This is a genomic window from Zestomonas insulae (assembly GCF_016901015.1).
GTDB lineage: Bacteria > Pseudomonadota > Gammaproteobacteria > Pseudomonadales > Pseudomonadaceae > Aquipseudomonas > Aquipseudomonas insulae.
This window is the reverse complement of sequence record NZ_JAFEUP010000006.1, coordinates 258,906-280,821: the sequence shown is the minus strand read 5'-3', so window position 1 is coordinate 280,821 and position 21,916 is coordinate 258,906. Positions and strand designations below refer to the sequence as shown.

At 68.3% G+C, this 21,916-nt stretch carries 18 protein-coding genes; 12 read left to right on the top strand and 6 right to left on the bottom strand.

Going from position 1 to position 21,916, the window contains the following annotated elements; all coding sequences use genetic code 11:
• The first annotated feature begins 148 nt into the window (after nt 1–148).
• Nucleotides 149–1,159 carry an AraC-like transcriptional regulator QhpR gene (gene qhpR / locus JQX08_RS19825; RefSeq protein WP_205350148.1) on the top strand — a complete coding sequence of 337 codons (1,011 nt, stop codon included), beginning with the start codon at nt 149–151 and terminating at the stop codon, nt 1,157–1,159.
• Between the two features lie 41 nt (nt 1,160–1,200).
• Here the strand turns inward: qhpR and JQX08_RS19820 are convergent, their stop codons facing one another.
• The gene (locus JQX08_RS19820; RefSeq protein WP_205350147.1) at nt 1,201–2,661 is read right to left on the bottom strand and encodes a flavin monoamine oxidase family protein; all 1,461 of its coding nucleotides are present in this window, start codon (nt 2,659–2,661) and stop codon (nt 1,201–1,203) included.
• 141 nt (nt 2,662–2,802) lie between these two features.
• The gene (locus JQX08_RS19815; protein ID WP_205350146.1) at nt 2,803–3,450 is read right to left on the bottom strand and encodes a TetR/AcrR family transcriptional regulator; all 648 of its coding nucleotides are present in this window, start codon (nt 3,448–3,450) and stop codon (nt 2,803–2,805) included.
• A 190-nt stretch (nt 3,451–3,640) separates the two neighbouring features.
• On the opposite strand from JQX08_RS19815, the gene JQX08_RS19810 reads away from it, so the two are divergent.
• From JQX08_RS19810 to yghX, 6 genes are all read left to right on the top strand, one after another.
• Complete coding sequence (locus JQX08_RS19810; RefSeq protein ID WP_205350145.1) at nt 3,641–4,834, top strand: acyl-CoA dehydrogenase family protein; 1,194 nt, start codon at nt 3,641–3,643, stop codon at nt 4,832–4,834.
• Between the two features lie 14 nt (nt 4,835–4,848).
• Nucleotides 4,849–5,799 (top strand): NAD(P)H-dependent flavin oxidoreductase, encoded by a 951-nt coding sequence (locus JQX08_RS19805; protein ID WP_205350144.1) that lies wholly within the window; start codon nt 4,849–4,851, stop codon nt 5,797–5,799.
• Nucleotide 5,800: 1 nt separating this feature from the next.
• Nucleotides 5,801–6,364: an NADPH-dependent FMN reductase gene (locus JQX08_RS19800; protein WP_205350143.1), complete on the top strand. Its 564-nt coding sequence runs from the start codon at nt 5,801–5,803 to the stop codon at nt 6,362–6,364.
• A 116-nt stretch (nt 6,365–6,480) separates the two neighbouring features.
• Entirely contained in the window at nt 6,481–7,119 is a 639-nt protein-coding gene (locus tag JQX08_RS19795) for a glutathione S-transferase family protein (RefSeq protein WP_205350142.1), read from the top strand.
• A gap of 127 nt (nt 7,120–7,246) precedes the next feature.
• Entirely contained in the window at nt 7,247–8,470 is a 1,224-nt protein-coding gene (locus JQX08_RS19790; protein ID WP_205350141.1) for an OmpP1/FadL family transporter, read from the top strand.
• 42 nt (nt 8,471–8,512) lie between these two features.
• Nucleotides 8,513–9,400 carry a YghX family hydrolase gene (gene yghX / locus JQX08_RS19785; RefSeq protein WP_205350140.1) on the top strand — a complete coding sequence of 296 codons (888 nt, stop codon included), beginning with the start codon at nt 8,513–8,515 and terminating at the stop codon, nt 9,398–9,400.
• Nucleotides 9,401–9,468: 68 nt separating this feature from the next.
• Here yghX and JQX08_RS19780 read toward each other — a convergent pair whose 3' ends face one another.
• From JQX08_RS19780 to JQX08_RS19765, 4 genes are all read right to left on the bottom strand, one after another.
• Entirely contained in the window at nt 9,469–10,848 is a 1,380-nt protein-coding gene (locus JQX08_RS19780) for a putative bifunctional diguanylate cyclase/phosphodiesterase (protein ID WP_205350139.1), read from the bottom strand.
• Nucleotides 10,849–10,926: 78 nt separating this feature from the next.
• Nucleotides 10,927–11,271 (bottom strand): hypothetical protein, encoded by a 345-nt coding sequence (locus JQX08_RS19775; RefSeq protein WP_205350138.1) that lies wholly within the window; start codon nt 11,269–11,271, stop codon nt 10,927–10,929.
• 31 nt (nt 11,272–11,302) lie between these two features.
• Nucleotides 11,303–12,262: an HlyD family secretion protein gene (locus JQX08_RS19770; RefSeq protein ID WP_205350137.1), complete on the bottom strand. Its 960-nt coding sequence runs from the start codon at nt 12,260–12,262 to the stop codon at nt 11,303–11,305.
• Between the two features lie 3 nt (nt 12,263–12,265).
• On the bottom strand, nt 12,266–12,664 hold the full coding sequence (locus tag JQX08_RS19765) for a DUF3302 domain-containing protein (protein WP_205350136.1): 399 nt from the start codon (nt 12,662–12,664) through the stop codon (nt 12,266–12,268).
• Nucleotides 12,665–12,818: 154 nt separating this feature from the next.
• Between JQX08_RS19765 and JQX08_RS19760 the strand changes: the two genes are divergently transcribed.
• From JQX08_RS19760 to JQX08_RS19740, 5 genes are all read left to right on the top strand, one after another.
• Entirely contained in the window at nt 12,819–15,458 is a 2,640-nt protein-coding gene (locus JQX08_RS19760) for a winged helix-turn-helix domain-containing protein (protein ID WP_205350135.1), read from the top strand.
• Nucleotides 15,459–15,765: 307 nt separating this feature from the next.
• Nucleotides 15,766–17,568 carry an acyl-CoA dehydrogenase gene (locus tag JQX08_RS19755; protein WP_205350134.1) on the top strand — a complete coding sequence of 601 codons (1,803 nt, stop codon included), beginning with the start codon at nt 15,766–15,768 and terminating at the stop codon, nt 17,566–17,568.
• 103 nt (nt 17,569–17,671) lie between these two features.
• Nucleotides 17,672–19,786, top strand: coding sequence for a 3-hydroxyacyl-CoA dehydrogenase NAD-binding domain-containing protein (locus JQX08_RS19750; protein ID WP_205350133.1), 2,115 nt, complete (start codon nt 17,672–17,674; stop codon nt 19,784–19,786).
• A gap of 123 nt (nt 19,787–19,909) precedes the next feature.
• On the top strand, nt 19,910–21,094 hold the full coding sequence (locus JQX08_RS19745; protein WP_205350132.1) for an acetyl-CoA C-acyltransferase: 1,185 nt from the start codon (nt 19,910–19,912) through the stop codon (nt 21,092–21,094).
• Nucleotides 21,094–21,870, top strand: coding sequence for an SDR family NAD(P)-dependent oxidoreductase (locus tag JQX08_RS19740; RefSeq protein ID WP_205350131.1), 777 nt, complete (start codon nt 21,094–21,096; stop codon nt 21,868–21,870). Before JQX08_RS19745 ends, JQX08_RS19740 begins: the two co-directional genes overlap by 1 nt.
• The last annotated feature ends 46 nt before the right edge of the window (nt 21,871–21,916 follow it).

Below are 21,916 nucleotides of genomic sequence, written 5' to 3'. Positions count from 1 at the left end.
CCATTTCGCCCGGCTGCTGGCCCGCCCGTTGCTGGCGGTATCCCGCTTTGCTACGGTGCCGGCGCTGCGGCTTGTGCAGGTCGTCGATCTGCGCACATGCTGGAGCTCATTCGCACGAAGAACCGGCCGGGCCAGGAGCCCTTTCGTCATGTCCCGCCTGAAGAACACCGTCTACGTTGAAGCGCTGCTGCAGCGTTACGCCGACATCTTCCGCCCGTGCCTCGCTGCGGTCGGTCTCGACGAGAGCGTGCTCGAGCGTGCGGACACCAAGATCCCGCTGAGCCAGTACACCGCCCTGCTGGAGACTGCCGCCGCGCACAACGACCCCAGCCTTGGCCTGCGCATGGGCCTCGGCCTGCTCGGCGCGCGCGCCCAGAACAGCCTGATGGGCGGCATCGGCCATGTCGCGCGCAGCGCCCCGGACGTGCGCGCCCTGCTCGACTGCGCCGGCCGTTACATCGTGGTGCACGCGCAGGCCAACGAACTGAGCTGGCGCCTGCAGGCCGGCCGCCTGGAGATCAGTTACCGGATCACCGACCCGAGCGTCGGTCAGTGTCGCCAGGACGCCGAGTTCGCGCTCGGCAACCTGTACGCCCTGCTTCGCGAAGTCACCGGCGAACGCTTCGCGCCGCTGCGCGTGGATTTCGCCCACCCGCAGCCGGCCGACATCAGCCTGCACCGCGAGGTGTTCCAGTGTCCGCTGCGCTTCGATCAGCCGGCCAACAGCATGGCCTGGCCCACCGAGATGCTCGACGCGCCGCTGCTGAGCGCCGACCCGCGGCTGCACCAGGCGCTGCTACCGGGCCTCGAAGAAGAACGCCGGCGACGCCTGGCCGATACCGACCTGACCACCCGCATCGGCCTGGTCATCGAAGCCAACCTGAGCAACGGCAAGGTCGGCATCGACGAGGTGGCCCGTCACCTGTGCATGAGCAAGCGCACCCTGCAACGGCGGTTGCAGGAGCTCGAGTTGGAATTCGCCGAATTGGTCGAGGAGATACGCCAGGCCCTGGCCATCGATCTGGTGCGCCAGTCGTCGCACAGCCTGACCGAGATCGCCCAGCAGCTGGGCTACAACGAGGCCAGCTCGTTCACCCGCGCGTTCCGCCGCTGGACCGGGGTGACGCCGCGCGAGTATCGCCAGCAGAAGCAGGCGTAAAAAAGCCGGCAGGCACCCAAGGTGCCGCCGGCAAGGAGCAATCAGCCCAGCAGCTTCCGCGTGCGCAGTGCAGCCTGGCTGCCAGCGCTAATCGCGCCGTCGATGAAGCCGCGCCAGCCTTCGCCGTGGTCGCCCTGGCCGAACACCACGCGGCCACGGTCCTTCTGGAAGTGGTCGTAGTACTTGCCCAGCCAGTTCGGCTTGTAGCTGCAGTAGGTGCCCTTGGCATACGGATCGAGGGTCCACTCGTAGCCGTAGCACTCCTCGACCTCGAGATCCGGGTAGAAGGAACGGACCACCGCCTGCACGGCGTCACGGTCCTGGATGTCGAGCTTGTCCGGATCGGCGCCGAAGCCGACAAAGATGGTGTGATCCTCGGCCTTGGCGTAGGTCACCAGCAGGTTGAGCGGATGGCTGGAACCGGCCACGCCGAGACGCTTGCCACCACCCGGCAGCTTGCCCTTGGTGCGCATGAATACCTTGATGCCGCTGCCGCTGTGCTTTTCCTTGGCCGCTTCGACCAGCGCCGGGTCCAGCGCCGGAGTGAAGGCGATGCGCGGCAGCACGTTCATCGGCACCGCAACGATCACCGCGGCGGCGCGGATGGTTTCGCCGCCCTGGGTGGTGATCAGCACCCGATTGCCCTGCTCCTCGACCTTGGCCACCGGGGTGGACAGGCGCACTTCCGGCTTGCCTTCGTCGAGCATCGCATTGATCAGGCTGATGGTGCCGTCCTTGAAGCTGTAGCGGCCGGCGGCGTCGACGAACGCGGTCATGTTCCAGCCCGGCAGCGACCACCAGCGCGCCACGTCGGCGTAGGAGGCACGGTCGCTGGTGGTGTGCGCGACACCGGCGACGTAGGCATCGACGAAGGAGCGCTGCAGCGGCGTTAGCTTCAGCTGGTTGAGGCGATCGGCACCGCTCATGCTGTCGACGGCGAGCAGCTCGTTCCAGGTGTGCTTGGCGTCATAGGGACGTTCCCAGAGTTTTGGGGCGTCGCCGAAGTACTCTTTGACCGCCTTGGAGATGCCGATCAGGTCCTCGAGCTGGGGCTCGATGGACTGGCCTTCGTGGACGATGCGGACGGTCTGCTGCTCTTCCACGAACGGCTCGGGGGTCTCTTTCAGCTTCAGCCCGTAGCGCTGCACTTCGGCCCACACGAAGGGCTGCGTCCAGTGAATCCAGGTGCCGCCGAGTTCGACCTTGTGGCCGGCGAACTCGCTGCTGAAGGTGCGCCCGCCAAGGCGGTTGCGCGCCTCGAGAACCAGCGTCTTGTAGCCGTTCTTCATGCTGTCGCGCGCCGCGGTCACGCCGGCGAAGCCGCCGCCGATGACCACCACGTCGTAGTCGCAATCGACGTTCTTGGCACCGCGCTTCTCACCAGCCACCGCCGTGCCGAGCGACACCGCTCCAGCGGCTACCGCCGCACCTGCCGCGCCGACCACGCCGGCGCTCTGGATAAATTTGCGGCGGCTGACGCCGTCACTCTGCTGGTTGTTCATGCCCACACCTTTCAACGTTGTCTGATGCCTTCCGGCAGTTACCGGAAACATGCCAGAACGTGGGCAGGGGCAATTGTCAGGGGGTGCCAACGATTTGCCATTGAACGCCAGGCTTGCTCAGCGGCCGGGCCGCCTGCGGGCTCAGCGGCGTGGCGGCAGGCCGGCAACGCTGAAGATCAGGCGCTCGATGGCGGGCAGGAACACGCGCTGCTCGAAGTCCTTGCGCGGCAGCGACAGCTGGGCGATGACCAGGCCGCCGATGGCGTGCAGCACGAAGGCGAAGTCGGCGTCCGGGTCTTGCGAGCCAAGCTTGAGGAAGGCTTCGCGGCAGATGCCGGCGTGGATGCGCCCCCACTTCGACAGTGCGGGACGCAGCGAGGCGTCGTGGGCGCCGGCCAGGTTCAGTTCGTAGACGGCGATACCCATGCTGCGGTCGTCGATCAGCAGACGGGTGTTGTACTGGGCGATAAGCGCGGCGAACTGCAGCGGATCGCCGGCGCTGGCCTCGAGGTCCGGGGCGATCGCGCTGAAGCTGCTGGCGATCTGCTCGCAGGCATGGTCGATAGCCGCCGACATCAGCGCGCCCTTCGAGCCGAAGTAGTAGGCCACCGAGCCGTGACTGCACTCGGCTTCCTTGGCCACGCTGCGCAGGCTGAGGCTGTGATGGCCGTCGCGCACGATCAGGCGCAGCGCCGCGGCGATCAGCGACTGGCGACGCTGCTCGCCCTTGGCGGAGAGGCCTTCGTCAGCACGCGGGGCAAGGGTTTTCTTCGATTGCGGTTCGCTCATGGCGCGACCTTAGAGACAACCTCCCGAGCCTGTCAATTTGCCCGGCGCGCGCAACCATGCGCGATGACGGGCTTGGCAGCGCTGCGTTGACAAAATTATCCATGTGGATAAAAGTTAAATTACTCCACTCGGAGTACTTTATCGGCGAGCCCGTTTCGCCAGCCCTTTGCCAGGACGCAGGAGAACAACAATGCATACCGTCGCTGTCCCCGATCCCCAGCGCGAAGCGCTGCTCGCCGCCGCCGACGAGCTCGGTCGCCGTTTCGCCGGCCGTCTGCCCGAGATCGAGGCCAACCGCTGCCTGCCCCAGGACATGGCCGAGGAACTGGCCGGCGCCGGGCTCTATCGCATGCTCACGCCGCAGGCCTACGGCGGCCTGGAAGTCAGCGTGGCGACCTTCGTCGAAGTGGTCGAACGCCTGGCCCGCCACGAGGCCTCCGCGGCCTGGTGCACCTTCATCACCTGCACCGCCTCGATCCTCGCCGCCTATCTGCCCGAAGACGGCGCGCGCAGCCTGTTCGCGGACCCGCAGCTCAAGGCGGCCGGCGTGTTCGCCCCGCGCGGCAAGGCGGTGCGGGCGGTGCAGGACGGCGTCGCCGGCTATCGCGTCAGCGGCCGCTGGGCCTGGGGCTCGGCGAGCAAGAACGCCGACGTCATCCTCGGCGGCTGCGTGATCCTCACCGACCAGGGCAAGCCGGAAACCCTGGCCGACGGCTCGGTGCGCATCCAGGCCATGGTGTTCCGCCGCGACCAGGTGCGCTGGCTGGACAACTGGGACACCTTCGGCCTGCTCGGCAGTGGCAGTGGCGAGTTCGAGGTGCAGGAGGTGTTCGTCGCCGCGCAGCACAGCGCCTCGCTGATCGCCGACCAGCCGCTGCCGCGCACGCTGTACCGTTTCCCGGCCTTCGGCCTGCTCGGCATCGGCGTCGGCGCGGTGGCGCTGGGCATCGCCCGGCATGCGCTGGACAGCCTGGTCGAGTTGGCGCAGGTGCGCACCCCGCAGTTCAGCGGCAAGACCCTCGACCAGCGCCCGGCCGCCCAGCAAGCCGTGGCCAGGGCCGAGGCCGACCTGCGCGCGGCGCGCGCTTTCGTCATGGAGGCGGTCGCGCAGGCCTGGCAGGAAGCCGAGCAGCGCGGCGTGATCCCGGTGGCGCAGCGCCGCGATATCCGTCTGGCGACCACCCATGCCGTGGACGTCGCCCGCGAGATCGTCGGCAGCATGTACCAGATGGGCGGCGGCGCGGCGCTGTTCGCCAACTCGCCGCTGCAGCAATGCCTGCGCGACATCCATGTGGTCAGCCAGCACTTCATGGTCAGCGAATCCACCTACGAGTTGGTCGGGCGCCTGTTCCTCGGCCTCGACACCAACGTCTCCATGCTCTGACCCGAGGAACTTCCATGAGCCTCCCTGCTGAATGGCGTGCGCGCCTGAAACTGCCGCTGATCGCGGCGCCGATGTTCCTGATTTCCGGCCCGCAGATGGTCATCGAATGCTGCCGCAACGGCGTGATCGGCAGCTTCCCGGCGCCCAACGCGCGCACCCCGGCGATCCTCGAGGAGTGGCTGCAGCAGATCAGCCAGTCGCTCACCGACGCGGACGCGCCCTGGGCGGTCAACCTGGTGGTGCACCGCACCAATGACCGCCTGCCACTGGACCTGGAACTGGTGGAAAAGTACCGCCCGCCGCTGGTGATCACCGCACTGGGCAGCCCCAAGGCGGTGATCGAGCGCGTGCAGGCCTACGGCGGCCGGGTGCTGGCCGACGTCAACTCGCTGAAGTACGCCCGCGAGGCGGCCAAGGCCGGCGTCGACGGGCTGATCCTGGTCAGCGCCGGCGCCGGCGGGCATACCGGGCAGATGAACGGCTTCGCCATGGTCAGCGCGGTGCGCGAGTTCTTCGACGGCACCCTGGTGCTCGGCGGCGGCTTGATGAGCGGTGCGTCGATCCGCTCCGCCGAGCTGCTCGGCGCCGACCTGGCGTCGATGGGCACGCGCTTCATCCCCTGCCTGGAAAGCCAGGCCGATGCGCGCTACCGCGAGATGCTGGTGACCTCGGGCTTCGAGGACCTGGTGCTGAGCAACCGCATCACCGGCGTGCCGGCCAACTGGCTGCGACCGAGCCTGGAACTGGCCGGCATCGGCGCCGAGGACCTCGCCCAGGAAACCCCCATCGACTTCACCGACCCGAAAGGCGCGGCGCGGCGCTGGACCCAGGTGTGGTCGGCGGGCCACGGCGTCGGTGCGATCCAGCGTTCGGAGCCGGCGCGCGAACTGATCGCCGGGCTCGCCGAGGACTACTGGCGGGCAGTGCGCCGGCCGGCGTTCAACAGTGCGCCGGAGGCCGATTGAGATGGCCACCCGACCGCCCTACATCCTCGCCATCGGCGGCACCACCCGCCCCGGCTCGATGACCGAACGGGTGCTGCGCAACGCCCTCGGCCATGCCCGGGCGCGTGGCGCGCAGGTCCAACTGCTCGGCGGCGACAGCCTACAGCTGCCGCTGTACGGCACCGCCGCGCCCGACCATCCGCTGGTGCAGACGCTGCTCAGCGAGGTGCGCCGTGCCGACGGGGTGATTCTCGCCTCGCCGGGCTACCACGGCGCGCTGTCGGGGCTGATGAAGAACGCCCTCGACTACCTGGAGGAAGCCCGCAGCGACGCGCAGCCCTACCTGAGTCGCCGTGCGGTCGGCTGCGTCGGCCTGGCCGCCGGCTGGCAGGCCGGCGCGGCCACTCTCGGCGGCTTGCGCGGCATCGTGCATGCCTTGCGCGGTTGGCCGACGCCGATGGGCGTGGTGATCAACTCGACACACACCCGCTTCGATGCCGACGGCGCGTGTGACGACGCGCAGGTCGATCAGCAGCTGCAGACCATGGCCCATCAGGTGCTGGAGTTCTGCCAACTGCACCACTAAGGCCGGCGCCGCTGACGGTGGGCACCGGCAAGTGGCCGCAGTCAGCCGGTCGGGCAATGCGTGGCCCACCTATCCAGAGGCCTATAGTTAGCCGAGCCGACGACTGGAGGCGCGCCATGACCGACCTGGTACTCACCACCTTCGACTGGGTTCCCGAGCTGCCGCGCGGCTATGTCCGCGATCTGCGCGTGCGTTGGGCACTGGAGGAAGCGGCATTGCCCTATCGCGTGGCGAGCGTGCCGTTTCGCAATCGGGGTGCCGAGCACTTCCGGCATCAGCCGTTCGGGCAGGTGCCCTGGCTGACCGATGGCGACCTCTCGATCTTCGAGACCGGCGCGATCCTGCTGCATCTCGGCGAGCGTAGCGAGGGGCTGCTACCCAGCGCGCCCGAGGCTCGCTCAGCAGCGATCCAGTGGCTGTTCGCGGCGCTCAATTCCGTCGAGATGGCGACCCTGCCCTGGGCGCTGTTCCTGTTCGCCGGGGACAGCGCCGAAACACCGGGGCGCAAACACCTCGACAGCTTCGTCGAGGCGCGGCTGCGGCACATGGACGGGCTGTTGGCCGGCCGCGAATGGCTGGCCGGGTCGTTCTCGGTGGCCGACATCCTCATGGCGGACGTGCTGCGCCTGGTCGATCGCTTCGACGGGCTGACGCCGTTTGCCGCCTGTCGCGACTACATGGCGCGCGCCACCGCCCGCCCCGCCTTCGTCAAGGCGCACGCCGACCAGCTCGCGCACTTTGCGGCGGCGGACTGAGCGCGCCTGGGCCCCAGTCTTGCGCAAAGCGGCCTGCGCCTGGCACGCCGGGTTCAGCGTCTATGATCAGTCTGGACATCACGCATTGGGCGGAGCGCCGCGGCGTGGCCCGCCAGGGGGAGTTTCCATGCGAATCACAGCGCTAGGGGTAGTGGCTGGCGTACTGGCCTGCCTGGACACGCCAGCCGTGCTGGCCGGCTCGGCGGGCTTCTCGGGGATTGCCGCCAGCGCCGACAGCGCGGAAACCGCCAGCGACAATCCGGCCGGCATGTCCCGGCTGCCGGAGGCGACCTCGACCGTCAGCGTGATGGCGGCGGCCGGCTTTGGCAGTTTCGAGGTCGACCAGGGGCAAACCACCACCAGCGGCGGCGACCCGGATAACGACTTCAGCCCGGTGCTGGTGCCGCAGGCCTACTACGTCCAGCCGCTTAGCGACTCTCTTCATGCCGGCATCTCGCTGACCATTCCCTCGGGGTTTGGCTCGGAGTACGGCTCCGACTGGGCCGGTCGCTACTACACCGACAGCTACTCGCTGGTCTATGTCGCCCTCACGCCGGCGCTGTCCTGGCGCCTCAACGAGCAGTGGTCGTTTGGTGTCGCGGTGGGCATCAACTACATCGCTTCCGAGTCGGAAGCGGCGATCAACACCCTGGTGCCGGGCACCCCGGACGGCCGCCTGGAGGCCGATCTGGATGGCGTCGGGACCAATTTCAGCCTGTCGCTGCTATGGGAGATGACCGCGAAAACCCGCTTCGGCCTGGTCTACACCAGCGAGTCCAGAACCGATATCGACGGCAAGCTCAAGTTCCGCAACGCGGGCCCGGTGCTCGGCGAGTTGCTGGAGCGCGGCGTCATCGGCGACAAGATCGAAGTCGAGCAGGTCATGCCGCAACGCATCATCGGCGGCGTGTACCACGAACTGGACTCCGGGGCCTTCGTCACCGCCGACCTCGCCTGGGTGGAATTCTCCAAATTCGGCGCGGCCTCGGTATCGCTGGACCGCGAGACGATCGACGTGGACGACGGCACCTACAACAACCTGTGGGCCGGCACCCTGGGTTACGGCTTCCCGGCCAGCAACGGCCTGCGCTACACGCTCGACGCCTTCTACGTGCAGGCCCCGGTGGATGACAGCAAACGCACGCTGGCGTTGACCCTCGACCGCATGTGGGGGATCGGCGGCGGTGTGCAGATCGACCACGGCAACGGCAAATCCGTCGACCTCAACCTGCACCTGGTCGACTTCGGCGAGGCGCCGGTGGATACCGGACCGTCCATCGAGCGCGGTCGGGTGGTCGGCGAAACCGAACATCCCTATGCCCTGATTCTGTCCGGGGCTTACCACTTCTAACCCGCCGTCGCCGCGGCGGCGCTGATTCGGAGGGAGATGCCCATGCACCGCCTGAGCGCGAAAGACTTCGCCCCTGAACTGCTCGAACTCTACGACTTCTATGCCCACGGCAGGATCAGCCGCCGCGAGTTTCTCGATGGCGCGGCGGCGTTCGCGGTCTGCGGGCTGACCGGCAGCGCGCTGCTGACGGCGCTGAGCCCGAACTACGCGCTGGCCCAACAGGTCGAGTTCACCGATCCGGAAATTGTCCCCGAGTACATCACCTACCCCTCGCCGAAGGGCCACGGCAGCGTGCGCGCCTACCGGGTGCGCCCGGCCAAGGCCGGCGCCAAGACGCCCGCGGTGGTAGTGGTCCACGAGAACCGCGGCCTCAACCCCTATATCGAGGATGTCGCGCGGCGGGTGGCGAAGGCCGGATTCCTCGCCCTGGCGCCGGACGGCCTGAGCTCAGTGGGCGGCTACCCGGGCAACGACGACAAGGGCCGCGAGCTGCAGCAGCAGGTCAACCCGGAGAAGCTGATGAACGACTTCTTCGCCGCCGTCGAGTGGCTGATGAGCCATCCGAGCAGCACCGGCAAGGTCGGCATCACCGGCTTCTGCTACGGCGGCGGGGTGGCTAACGCCGCGGCGGTGGCCTTTCCCGACCTGGCGGCGGCGGCGCCGTTCTACGGTCGCCAAGCGGCCGCGGCCGACGTGCCGAAGATCCGCGCGCCGCTGCTGCTTCACTACGGCGAACTGGACACCCGCATCAACGAGGGCTGGCCCGCCTATGAACAGGCGCTGAAGGCGGCCGGCAAGGTCTACGAGGCGTACATCTACCCGGGCGCCAACCACGGTTTCCACAACGACTCCACGCCGCGCTACGACAAGGCCGCCGCCGAGCTGGCCTGGCAACGGACCCTGGACTGGTTCCGGCGCTATCTGGTGTAGCTGGCCACCAGCGGTTCGCCGAGCTGCGCACTACGCCGCGCGCCAATTGCCGGTGGCCACATCCGGGGTCAGGCGACGGCGCCGCGGGCCTGCACGGTGTTGCCGATAAAGGTCATGAACGCCGGCAACGGCAGGGGTTTGCTGAACAGGTAGCCCTGGAATTGCGTGCAGCCATGGTCGACCAGGAAACGGTGCTGCGCCTCGGTCTCGACGCCCTCGGCGATCACCGTCATGCCCATGCTCTGGCCCAGCGCGATCACCGTGCGCACGATGGTTTCGCTGCTGCTGTCCGCCGGCAGGTCGCAGATGAACGAGCGGTCGATCTTCAGCGTGCTGAGCGGCAGGCGCTTGAGGTGGCTGAGCGAGGAGAAGCCAGTGCCGAAGTCGTCGAGGGAGAAGCTCACCCCGCGCTCGACCAGCTTGGCCATCTTGCGCGTCAGGTCATCGACGTCCTGCACGATCAGGGTTTCGGTCAGCTCCAGCTCCAGGCACCGCGCATCGATGCCGTACTCCTCGATCATCGCCAGCACCTCGGGCACGAAGCTGCTCTGGCGCAACTGGTTCTGGCTGATGTTCACCGCCAGGCGCAGGTCGCGGCAGGCCGGGTGATCCTGCCAGGCGCGCAACTGCGCGCAGGTCTGGCGCAGCACCCAGCGGCCGATGGGGATGATCAGCCCGGTCTTTTCCGCCCGGCCGATGAACTCCGCGGGCGACACCAGGCCGCGCTGCGGGTGCTGCCAACGGATCAGCACCTCGGCGCCCACCACTTGGCCGTTGCTGTCCAGTTGCGGCTGGTAATGCAGGGCGAACTGCTCCTCGCGCAGGGCGCTGCGCAGGTCGCTGTCCAGCTCCGAGCGCTCGGCGGCATCGGTCTGCAGGATGTGCAGCAGCATGAACATCATCGCCACGGCCGCCACGCCCTGCAGCCAGGAGCCGATGATCCGCACCTCGTCCGGCAGTCCGTAGCCGCTGACCGGCGCCCAGTTCGACGCCGCCAGGCCGGTGAACAGCAGCAGGCACAGCGAGGCCACGCCGTAGCGCAGCCACAGGCGTTCGTCGCGAAACGCCATCAGCGCGGCGACGGCCAGCGGTAGCAGGTACAGGTGGGTGGCGCGCGGCGCGGCCACGCTGGGGACATCCAGCACCAGCGTGGTGGCGACGATGATGACGATCAGCGTGCCGAACAGCAGCAGGTTGGCGCGGCGGCTCTCGCCCCGCAGGGTCAGGACGAACACCCCGAGCCCGCAGAGGATCAGCGCCGCATCCATCAGCACGATGCCCCACGCACCGCGCAGCGCAAAGAAGCATCCCCACGCAGCGCCCAGGACTAGCATGAGCAGGCTGGCCAACAGGCGCATGCGCCGCTCGCGGCGCTGACTGACCAAGGCCAGCTCGGACGATTGCCACAGCTGGCGAACACGCTTGAGGAACATTGCGGATGTGATCATGGCTGTTTCCCTACCAACAACTTGACTCCAGAGGCAGAGTGCCATCATACAGCCTTGTATAGCCGGTCAGCGCCACCGTTAGGCGGCCCGGTAGCTCCAGACGATCTCCACCACGCGCAACGCAACGATCAGATAGAGCAGAAACAGCAGGACCTGCAGCGCCGTGTGGTAGCGCAGCTTGGCCAGCCGGTGCAGGCCATCGCTCATGTTCAACGCCAGCAGCAATGCCGACACGGCGATCACCCCCCACCCGGTCAGGTTGGAAACGAACAGGCCGAGGAAGATCCGGTGATCGCCGTGCAGCGATTCGGCGCCGGCGGCGAACAGCAGGGCGATCACCAGCAGGTTCTTCAGGTTGTCGAATATCTTCGCGCTCAGTTCAGCGTCCAGCAGCTCCAGGTATTTCCGCCATAGCTTGAGCATGATTGGCACCTGCGCTCGTCACCGCGTGGACTCAGTGGAACGGGAAGATGTAGTTCATCCAGGCCGCCATGCGCAGGAGGATCTTGCGCATTATCGCTACGTGGTGGAAATGCTTGCTGTACAGCGCCGCCTGGCCGTAGGCCCCGCCCGGCATGCGCTTGCTGTAGGCCTCATAGGCCGGGTCGGTGATCTGGATGATCACCGGCACCCGCCCGGCCGGCGGCGAGCCGGTGAAGCTGAGCAGCGTGCCGGACGGTTGAATCTGGCCTTCGCCGATCACCGCGATCACCTGGTGCACCTTACCAGCAAACACCTTGCCGGGAATGCCGTCGAAGGCCACCTCGGCCTCGTCGCCGACTTCCAGGCGCAGCTGGCTGTTCTGCCGCATCCAGGCGGCGAAGTAGTGGCCCTCGTCGGGGATGAACACCATCGACGGGCGCAGCGGCAGCTTGGTCGCCATCATCCCCGGGCGCAGCGAGACGTGGGTGACGAAGCCCTTGCTCGGCGCACGCACCACAGTGTGGTCCAGTTCGTACTGGGCGATGTTGAGTTGCGCCTGCAGATCGTCGACCCGCGCCGTGGCGACATCCAGGTCGCGCTTGGTGCCGAAATTGCGCTTGAGCAGTTCGCTGATCCGGCCGAGGTCGCCACGCGCCTGGGTGAGCTGGGCGTTGAGCGATTTCACGCGGTTCTCGAACGGCGTCGGGTCGATGCGAAACAGCACGTCGCCCTTCTCCAGCAGCTCGTTGCCGGTCACCGGCACTTCGATCACCTGGCCGGTGACCACCGGGATCACCGGGGTCGAGACGAAATAGCTGCGCGCCACCTCGGAATACGGGTGGTTGTAGTTCATCAGGAAGATCAGCGTGCCGATCAGCACCACCCCGCCGAGGGCGGCGGTCGGCACCGTCCACTTGTTCAGCGGGATACGGAAGATCTTGAAGATGGCAATGCAGATCGCGGTGTAGGTGAGGATCAGTAGCAGGTCCATGGCTTAGATCCCCTCTCCAGGTGCTGGCGTGCTGGGCGGCTGCGGCGCTGGCACCGGCTCCGGTGAGGCTTGCGGCAGCGTGCGCGGCGCCTCCAGGCGCTCCAGGCGCTGCTGCAGTTCGGCGATCTGCTGTTCCAGGTGCTGCACATGGTTGCGCGGCGACTTGCCGTCGCTAAAGCCCCAGCCGCGGTCCTCGCGGTACAACATCGCCCAGATCCACAGGAACGGCCACAGCGCATGCAGGGTGAACAGACTGACCCAGCCAGTGGCATGGATCGCATCCTGATGCGGATGGTTGCGGTGCACGGCAATCTCGTAGGGGATGTCATGCATCACGATGATCCCGTAGAACAACACCAAGCCAACGAAGATCAGTATGCCGAGAGCAAAATAATCGAGCATGGAGTCCCTACCCTTCTCAATCAGTGGAGTGCCTTGCTGAAATCTAGTCCAGTTACCCCGGGCTCGCTGCCGGCGCCGACGCGCTAGCCTTGGCAGGGCGCCTCGCTATAGCATCCGCGCCACGGCTGTTCACGCCGGCGTACCGGAAACCGAGATGAGCCAACCGCCGATCAACCCGAGCAAACTGCGCCCGCCGATGCCGCCGGTGGCTGCCATCGCCCGCCCTGCGCTGCTGCAGCGCTTGCACGACGGCGCGGCGCGTGGCTGCCTGCTGAGCCTGCTCAGCGCGCCGCTCGGCTACGGCAAGAGCACCCTGCTCGCCCAGTACGCCGCCAGCCTGGGCAGCCCCTGGGCCTGGCTACGCTGCGACGCCGGCGACAACCAGCCGCTGCGCCTACTCACTCATCTGCTGCAGGCCCTGCAGCTGCCGATCCCGGACCGCAAGTTAAGCCCAGCTGACGAACCGCAACTGTGGGCGCGCATCCTCGCCGACCTGGAGCAGCACCGTGACGGCCTGACCCTGTTCCTCGACGACCTGCACCTGCTGCGCGCCCGCCCGGCGTGTCGCTACCTCGACGAACTGCTGCACTTCGCCCCGCCCGGCCTGCACCTGGTCGCCGCCGGCCGTGGTCTGCCGGCGCTGGCCTTCAGTCACCTGCGCCGCGACCAGCGCCTGCAACTGCTGGAAGCCGCCGACCTGGCCCTGGACAACGCGCAGATCAACGAACTGGCCGCCGCCCGCGGCCTGAGCCTGGACAGCGACACCGTCTACCTGCTGCGCGCCGGCAGCGAGGGCTGGATCAGCGGCGTGCTGTTCGGGCTGGCCGCCTACGCCGAACAGCAGCCCAACCTGCGCGCCATCGCGCGACAGGCCTCCACCTACATCGCCGACTTCCTCACCGAGGAAGTGCTGCGCGGCCTGTCGCCGGCGCTGCTGACCTTCCTCGAACGCACGTCGGTGGTGCGCTCCTTCGCCCCCGAGCTGGCCGCGCTGCTTGGCGGCCAGGGCGAGACCCTGGAGCTGCTGCGCCGCCTGCAGCGCGACGACCTGTTCCTCCAGCACAGCGGCGATCAGCGCCTCGGCTACCGCTATCACCCGGCGCTGCGCCGCGCCTGCTACCACCGCCTGCGCCAGCGCGACCCGGACGGCCTGCTGCGCCTGCACCGCCAGGCCGCCGACTGGCTGCTGGAGCAGCGCTGCTACTCGGAAGCGATCTACCAGCTCGGCCGCGCGCGCGACTACAACGCGCTGCTGGCAGCGGTCGACCAGCACAGCTTCGACCTGCTGCGCGAGGGCCGGGTCGATGCGCTGGTGGAGTTCCTCGGCGACATCCCCGGACAGAGCGCCGACCACTTCACCCTGGCGATCACCGAAGCCAGCACGGTGATAGCCACCAACGACATCCAGAGCGCCCGCGCCTGCCTGTTGCGCCTGCAGCGCCTGCTGCGCCAGCAGGAAGCGCCGCTGCACCGCCCGGAGCGCGCGCACCAGACCCTGGCCTTCCTGCGCAGCCGCCTGGCGGTGCTGGGCGGCAACCTCGGCCACGGCATCCAGCTGGTCGGCAACGCGCTGCAGCGCTTCCCGCAACGCAACGCGGCGAGCGCCGTGCTGCTGTTCAACCGGGCCAGCTGCCAGTTCGCCCTCGGCCGCCTGGGCGAGGCCTGGCACGACGCCAATTTGGCCCTCGGTGAGCTGGAAGCCCTGAACTTTCGCGGCTACACCAACAGCGTGCATCTGCTGCTCGGGCAGATCGAGCTGGCCCGCGGCCAGGCGCCACAGGCGGCGCAGCGCTTCCTGGCGCTCGACCAGGCGCTGCCGTCGAACGCGCCGCGCAGCTTCTACGACCTCTACCAGCACCTCGGCATCGGCCTCGCCCTGCAGCAGCAGAATCGCCTCGAGCAGGCCGCGCAGCGCTTCGGCCAGGCCGAGGTGATCGCCCTCGACGTGATCCACTGCGCCGCCCTGCCCTGGGTGTTCCACCACCAGGCCTGCCTGCTCGCCGCGCGCGACGAACTGCCCGCGGCGCGCGCCGCCTGGGACGAGGCGCGCCGCCTCGCGCGGCAGTTCCAGCTGTTCGCCCTGTATCGCCTGGCCGGCGCCTGGCGCGCCCGTCTGGCGGTGCGCGAGCACGACGAGGACTTCATCCTCGCCTGGCTGCAGGAATGGCACTGGTGCCGCCGGCACTACGGCGTCGAGCTGCAGCCGGAAGAGTGGCTGGCCTACGCCTGGGTACAGCGCCACCTCGGCCAGCACGCCATCGCCGCGCGCATCGTCGCCAACCTGCACGGCCTAGCCGACAGCGAGGACAACCACCTGCTGCAGCTCGACCTGCACCTGCTCGACGCCACCCTGCAGCAGGACCAGGGCGCCCGCGACGGCCTGCGCGACAGCCTCGAGCAGGCGCTGCAGCTGGCCATCGCCCACGGCCTCAGCCAGCTACTGCACCACGAGGGCCGCGCCCTGCACGAGGCGCTGCGCCAGCTGGTCGACCCGCAGCAGCGCCGCCAGCACAACCTGCCGCCGCTGCCGCCGCGCGAACAACTGCAACCGCTGCTGCGCGAGCTGTTCGGCGCGGCCGGCGAACCGCAGCCGCTGCTCGAAGCGCTGACCCGCCGCGAGCAGGACGTACTGCGCCGCATGGCCCGCGGGCAAAGCAACCAGCAGATCGCCGAGGGTCTGTTCATCAGCCTGAGCACGGTGAAGACGCACATCAACAACCTGTTCCGCAAGCTCGACGTCAGCGACCGCGAGGCCGCCCTGCAAGCCGCGCGCGCCCTCAAGCTGCTGGACTGATCACAACGCCCTCTGCGGCGAACGGCGAGCGCGAGCCGCGCAGGTCGAGCCACGCGATACCCATCAGGCGGCGATGGGTATCGCTGCGCTCGACCCATCCTACGGGCTCCCCCTCTCCCTCCGGGAGAGGGCTGGGGTGAGGGACTGAGCCAATGCAACGGCCCCTCCACCCCCCTCCACCCGCGTTTCCACCTGCAAATCCACCCGCGGTTGGACGCGCGCGTTCGGCGCGCTTGCTACAACGTCGTTCTGCCAGGACCCGGCACCGCCCGGGCCCGCCCGCGAATTCAGAACCGACGAGACCGCCATGACCGACAAGCTGCTCAACGAACGCGAACTGAGCTTCCAGCTCTACGAGATGCTCGACACCGAAGCCCTGCTCGAGCGTCCACGCTACGCCGAGCACGACCGCGCCGTGTTCGATGCGACCCTGGAGACCGCGCGTGCCATTGCCGTCGAGTACCTGGCGCCGCACAACCAGAAGGCCGATGCCAACGAGCCGACCTTCGACGGTGAGAAGGTCAGCCTGATCCCGGAAACCAAGGCCGCCTGGGACGCCCTCGCCGCCGCCGGCTTCCACGCCGCCCACCACGACGCCGAAGACGGCGGCCTGCAGCTGCCGGAAGTGGTGCTGCGCGCCTGCATGGCCTATTTCAATGCCGCCAACATCGCCACCGCCGCCTACTCGTTCCTGACCATCGGTTCCGCCAACCTGGTCAAGAGCTTCGCCAGCGAGACCCTGCGCCAGCGCTACCTGCCGTCGATGCTCGACGGCCGCTACAGCGGCACCATGGCGCTCACCGAACCGGGCCAGGGCTCGGCGCTCGGCGACATCCGCACCACCGCGCGCCCGGCCGCCGACGGCACCTACCGGGTGTTCGGCCAGAAGATGTTCATCTCCGGCGGCGACCATGAGCTGACCGACAACATCGTGCACATGGTGCTGGCGCGCATCGACGGCGCACCGGCCGGGGTCAAGGGCATTTCGCTGTTCCTCGTGCCGAAGTTCGTGGTTAACGAGGACGGCAGCCTCGGCGCGCGCAACGACGTGGCGCTGGCCGGCCTACTGCACAAGTTCGGCTACCGCAACACCACCTCCACCGTGCTCAGCTTCGGCGAGAAGGACGGCGCGCTCGGTTACCTGGTCGGCGAGGCCAACAAGGGCCTCTCCTACATGTTCCAGATGATGAACGAGGCGCGCATCGGCGTGGCCCTCGGCGCTTCGGCGCTGGCCTACCAGAGCTACATCCACGCCCTTGACTACGCCCGCGAACGCCCGCAAGGCCGCCTGCCGGGCAGCAAGGACCCGCTGGCGCCGCAGGTGCGCATCGTCGAGCACGCCGACGTGCGACGCATGCTGCTGCAGCAGAAGGCCTACGCCGAGGGCAGCCTGTCGCTGTGCCTGTACGGCAGCCAGCTGTTCGAGGACGCGCACACCGCGCCCGAGCAGGCCGACCGCGAGAATGCCGCGGAACTGCTCGATCTGCTGATCCCGATGATCAAGTCCTACCCGTCGAAATACGGGGTGATCGCGTCCGACATCGGCATCCAGGTCCTCGGCGGCTCCGGCTACATCCGCGAGTACCCGCTGGAGCAGTTCTACCGCGACAACCGCCTCAACCCGATCCACGAAGGCACCGAGGGCATCCACGGCCTCGACCTGCTCGGCCGCAAGGTCGGTCAGCGCGGTGGCAAGGGCTACCAGCTGTTCCTCGCCGAAGTCCGCGCCAGCCTGACCCAGGCCGCTGCCGACAGCGCCTGCGCGCCAATGGCCGCCGCGCTGGCCGATGCGCTGGGCATCCTCGACAAGGTCACCGCCGAGCTGCAGGCGCAGGTCGCCGCCGACGCCAACCTCGGCCTGTCCAACGCCACCGCCTACCTCGACCTGTTCGGTCGGGTGGTGGTCGGCTGGATCTGGCTGCGCCAGGCACTGGTCGCCAATCACGCGCTGAACGCCGGCGCCAACGGCAGCGAAGCCGACTTCTACCAGGGCAAGCTGCACGCCGCGCGCTACTTCATGGACTGGGAGCTGGCCGGCCTGGAAGCCCAGGCGCGCCTGCTCGGCGCCGGCAATCGCCTGAGCTACGACATGCAGGACAACTGGTTCTAACGCCGCTGTTTTCCCCCTCCAGGCGGGGTGGGTGATGCGCAGCGTCGTTGTCGATACTGCACACCCCGCCCCGGCCCCTTATCTGCCTCAGAAGGACACCGCCATGAGCGACCTGATCCACTACCGCCTCGAAGACGGCCTGGCCCTGATCGGCCTGGCTCGCCCGCCGGTCAACTCCCTCGGCCAGCCGCTGCGCGCCGCGATTCTCGACGCCTGCGAACGCGCCGCCGCCGACGCCAGCGTGAAAGCCATCATCCTGCACGGCGAGAGCGGCGTGTTCTGCGCCGGCGCCGACATCACCGAATTCGGCAGCAGCGCCTCGCACGCCACGCCGTCGCTGCCCGAGGTGCTGCTGCGTCTGACCAGCATCGACAAGCCGCTGATCGCCGCGATCGGCACCTTCGCCCTCGGCGGCGGCCTGGAGCTGGCGCTGGCCTGCGGTTACCGCGTCGGCGAGCCGAAAGCACGCCTCGGCCTGCCGGAAATCAACCTCGGCCTGCTGCCGGGCGCCGGCGGCACCCAGCGCCTGCCACGCCTGATCGGCGTCGAGCCGGCGCTGGACCTGATGATCTCCGGTCAGCCGCTGAACGCCGCGCGTGCCCTCGAAGTGGGCCTGCTCGACCGCCTGGCCGGCAGCCCCGAGGCACTGCTCGACAGCGCCCGTGAACTGGCCCGCGAGCTGATCGCGCAGAACGCCCCGGCACGCCGCAGCACGCCGTTCGCCAACCCGGGCGAGAGCATCGCCGCAGACTTCTTCAGCCAGTTCCTCGCCGCCAACGCCTCGCGCTGGAAGAGCCGCCAGGCGCCGCGGCGCGTGGTCGCCGCGGTCGAGGCCAGCTGCCGCCTGCCGCTCACTGAAGGGCTCGCCGAAGAGCGCGCGCTGTTCAAGCAGGCCGAAGCCTCCGCCGAGTCGCGCGCGCTGCGCCACGTGTTCTTCGCCGAGCGCGAAGCCGGGCGGATTCCGGGCATCGGCAGTGACACCCCGCTGCGCAAGATCGACAAGGTTGCGGTGATCGGCGCCGGCACCATGGGCGGCGGCATCGCCATGAACTTCGCCAACGCCGGCATCGCGGTGAAGCTGCTGGAGGTCAAGGGCGAAGCGCTGGATCGCGGCCTGGCGCAGATCCGCAAGAACTACGAGATCAGCGTCAAGCGCGGCAAGCTCAGCGACGCCCAGCTGGAACAGCGCATGGCGCTGCTGCAGGGCACCCTCGACTACGCCGACCTGGCCGACGCCGACCTGGTGATCGAGGCGGTGTTCGAGAAGATGGAGATCAAGGAAGCGGTGTTCCGCCGTCTCGACGAAGTGTGCAAGCCGGGCGCGATCCTCGCCTCCAACACCTCGTCGCTGGACGTCGACGTCATCGCCTCGTTCACCAAGCGCCCGCAGGACGTGATCGGCCTGCACTTCTTCAGCCCGGCCAACGTCATGCGCCTGCTGGAAGTGGTACGCGGCCGCGAGACCGCGCCGGACGTGCTGGCCACCACCATGAAAGTCGCCAAGCAGATCGGCAAGCTGGCGGTGGTCTCCGGGGTGTGCTTCGGCTTCATCGGCAATCGCATGCTCGAACCCTACTCGCGCGAGGCGCACCGACTGGTCCTCGAAGGCGCCACCCCGGCGCAGGTGGACAACGTGCTCACCGGCCTCGACCTGAACATGGGCGTGCTGACCATGCTCGACCTGGCCGGCGTCGACGTGAACTTCCTGGTGCGCCAATCCAACCTGGCCGCCAGCAGCCACGACGCGAGCTACCACATCGTCGGCGACGAGCTGTACAAGCTCGGCCGCTACGGCCAGAAAACCGGCCGTGGCTTCTATGTGTACGAAGGCCGTGACCGCAAGGACGACCCGGAAGTCCCGGAAATCGCCGCACGCGTCGCCGCCGAGCTGGGCGTTGCTCGTCGTGACAATATCTCCAACGAAGAAATCCACGACCGCTGCCTGTTCATGCTGATCAACGAAGGCATCCAGCTGCTCGACGAGGGCATCGCCCTGCGCGCCAGCGACATCGACCTGGTGTGGATCAACGGCTACGGCTTCCCAGCGCACGTCGGCGGCCCGATGCACTACGCGGAAACCGTTGGCCTGGACAAGGTACTGGCCGGCATCCAGCGCTACCGCAAGGAACTCGGCGCCTACGGCGAAATGTGGTTCCAGCCGGCGTCGCTGCTGGAGCGCCTGGTCGCCGCCGGCAAGACCCGCATCGAGAAGATCTGAGCTGAGCCAACCCAGCCTTCTCCCCTGACGACTCCCCTCTCCCTCTGGGAGAGGGGATAAAAAGCACACCGAGGACTCCGCCACACCGCAGCGCGGAGCACACCCCAACAAGGAACCACTTCAATGAAAGACGCCGTCATCCTCTCCACCGCTCGCACGCCGATCGCCAAAGCCTTCCGCGGCGCGTTCAACAACCTCAAGTCGCCGAGCATGGCCAGCTACGCGATCCGCGCCGCAGTCGAGCGCGCCGGCATCGAAGCTGGCGAAATCGAAGACCTGGTGATGGGCACCGCGATGCCCGGCGGCACCGCTGGCTGGAACCTCGGGCGCATGGCCGCGCTGGCCTCCGGCCTGCCGCTGTCGGTCAGTGGCCAGACCCTCGACCGCCAGTGCGCGTCGGGCCTGATGGCGATCGCCACCGCCGCCAAGCAGATCATGATCGACGGCATGGCCGTGACCATCGGCGCCGGCCAGGAACACATCAGCCTGGTGCAGAACAAGAACATGGAATGGGCGATGGCCGAGCGCGACGAACTGGTGATGCGCAACGCCGAACACGCCTACATGCCGATGCTGCAGACCGCCGAGCTGGTCGCCAAGCGCTACGGCATCAGCCGCGAGGCGCAGGACGCCTACTCGCTGCAGTCGCAGCAGCGCACCGCCGCCGCCCAGGCCGCCGGCCTGTTCGCCAATGAAATCGTGCCGGTCACCGCCACCAAGCAGGTGGTCGACAAGGCCACTGGCGCGGTGAGCTTCGAGGAAGTCACGCTCAGCCTCGACGAAGGCAACCGTCCGCAGACCGTGCTGGAAGACCTGAGCAAGCTCAAGCCGGTGATCGACGGTGGCTGCATCACCGCCGGCAACGCCAGCCAGCTGTCCGACGGCGCCAGCGCCTGCGTGCTGATGGATGGCAGCCTGGCTGCGCAGCGCAACCTGCAACCGCTGGGTCTGTATCGCGGCATCGCGGTGGCCGGCCTGGCCCCGGAAGAGATGGGCATCGGCCCGGTGCTGGCGGTGCCGAAACTGCTCAAGCAGCACGGCCTGAGCGTCGACGACATCGGCCTGTGGGAGCTCAACGAAGCGTTCGCCTGCCAGGTGCTGTACTGCGCCGAGAAGCTCGGGATCGACCCGGCCAAGCTGAACGTCAACGGTGGCGCCATCGCCATCGGCCACCCGTACGGCATGAGCGGTGCGCGGATGGTCGGCCATGCGCTACTGGAAGGTAAGCGCCGCGGCGTGAAGTACGTGGTGATCACCATGTGCGTCGGCGGTGGCATGGGCGCCGCCGGCCTGTTCGAGGTGCTCTGATGAGCGCCTTCGATAGCTTCGCCCTGAACGGCAAGGTGGTGCTGGTCACCGGCGCCTCCAGCGGCATCGGTGCGCACCTGGCACGCGTCGCCGCACGGGCCGGCGCCCGCGTGGTGCTCGCCGCACGGCGCGTCGAGCGCCTCGCCGAAGTGCAGCGCGACATCGAGTTCGAGAACGGCGAAGCGCTCAGCGTGGCGCTCGACGTCACCGACCGCGCCAGCGTCGAGGCGGCGTTCGACGCCGCCGAGGCACGCTTCGGCGTGGTCGACGTGGTGCTCAACAACGCCGGCATCGGCAACGGTCAGCGCGTGCTGGAGATCAGCGAGGAAGACTGGCGCGCCATGCTGTCGACCAACCTGGATGGCGTCTGGCGCGTCGCCCAGGTGGCCGCCCAGCGCCTGAGCACAGCCAAGCGGCCGGGCAGCATCGTCAACATCGCCTCGATCCTCGGCCTGCGCGTCGGTACCGGCTACAGCCACTACTGCGCGGCCAAGGCCGGCGTGGTGCAGCTGACCAAGTCGCTGGCGCTGGAGCTGGCGCGCTACAACATTCGCGTCAACGGCATCGCGCCGGGCTACTTCAAGACCGAGATGAACGACGCCTACTTCGACAGCGAGAAAGGCCAGGCTTACATCCGTGACATCGTGCCGATGCGCCGCCTGGGCAACCTGCAGGAGCTGGAAGGTCCGTTCCTGCTGCTCGCCAGCGACGCCGGTGCGTTCATGACCGGCAGCGTGCTGGCGGTCGACGGCGGCCACCTGGTCGGCAGCCTGTAAGCCTCTGAGCCCTGGCGCCAGCCAGGGCCCTGCGTTACCCGCCCCA

What these genes read in the sequence shown, in the direction of transcription:
- JQX08_RS19740 (WP_205350131.1), top strand. Translation starts at nt 21,094, where the DNA reads ATGAGCGCCTTCGATAGCTTCGCCCTGAACGGCAAGGTGGTGCTGGTC.
- JQX08_RS19815 (WP_205350146.1), bottom strand. Translation starts at nt 3,450, where the DNA reads ATGAGCGAACCGCAATCGAAGAAAACCCTTGCCCCGCGTGCTGACGAA.
- JQX08_RS19750 (WP_205350133.1), top strand. Translation starts at nt 17,672, where the DNA reads ATGAGCGACCTGATCCACTACCGCCTCGAAGACGGCCTGGCCCTGATC.
- JQX08_RS19780 (WP_205350139.1), bottom strand. Translation starts at nt 10,848, where the DNA reads ATGATCACATCCGCAATGTTCCTCAAGCGTGTTCGCCAGCTGTGGCAA.
- JQX08_RS19770 (WP_205350137.1), bottom strand. Translation starts at nt 12,262, where the DNA reads ATGGACCTGCTACTGATCCTCACCTACACCGCGATCTGCATTGCCATC.
- qhpR (WP_205350148.1), top strand. Translation starts at nt 149, where the DNA reads ATGTCCCGCCTGAAGAACACCGTCTACGTTGAAGCGCTGCTGCAGCGT.
- JQX08_RS19790 (WP_205350141.1), top strand. Translation starts at nt 7,247, where the DNA reads ATGCGAATCACAGCGCTAGGGGTAGTGGCTGGCGTACTGGCCTGCCTG.
- JQX08_RS19800 (WP_205350143.1), top strand. Translation starts at nt 5,801, where the DNA reads ATGGCCACCCGACCGCCCTACATCCTCGCCATCGGCGGCACCACCCGC.
- JQX08_RS19810 (WP_205350145.1), top strand. Translation starts at nt 3,641, where the DNA reads ATGCATACCGTCGCTGTCCCCGATCCCCAGCGCGAAGCGCTGCTCGCC.
- JQX08_RS19795 (WP_205350142.1), top strand. Translation starts at nt 6,481, where the DNA reads ATGACCGACCTGGTACTCACCACCTTCGACTGGGTTCCCGAGCTGCCG.
- JQX08_RS19765 (WP_205350136.1), bottom strand. Translation starts at nt 12,664, where the DNA reads ATGCTCGATTATTTTGCTCTCGGCATACTGATCTTCGTTGGCTTGGTG.
- JQX08_RS19805 (WP_205350144.1), top strand. Translation starts at nt 4,849, where the DNA reads ATGAGCCTCCCTGCTGAATGGCGTGCGCGCCTGAAACTGCCGCTGATC.
- JQX08_RS19745 (WP_205350132.1), top strand. Translation starts at nt 19,910, where the DNA reads ATGAAAGACGCCGTCATCCTCTCCACCGCTCGCACGCCGATCGCCAAA.
- JQX08_RS19820 (WP_205350147.1), bottom strand. Translation starts at nt 2,661, where the DNA reads ATGAACAACCAGCAGAGTGACGGCGTCAGCCGCCGCAAATTTATCCAG.
- JQX08_RS19775 (WP_205350138.1), bottom strand. Translation starts at nt 11,271, where the DNA reads ATGCTCAAGCTATGGCGGAAATACCTGGAGCTGCTGGACGCTGAACTG.
- JQX08_RS19760 (WP_205350135.1), top strand. Translation starts at nt 12,819, where the DNA reads ATGAGCCAACCGCCGATCAACCCGAGCAAACTGCGCCCGCCGATGCCG.
- yghX (WP_205350140.1), top strand. Translation starts at nt 8,513, where the DNA reads ATGCACCGCCTGAGCGCGAAAGACTTCGCCCCTGAACTGCTCGAACTC.
- JQX08_RS19755 (WP_205350134.1), top strand. Translation starts at nt 15,766, where the DNA reads ATGACCGACAAGCTGCTCAACGAACGCGAACTGAGCTTCCAGCTCTAC.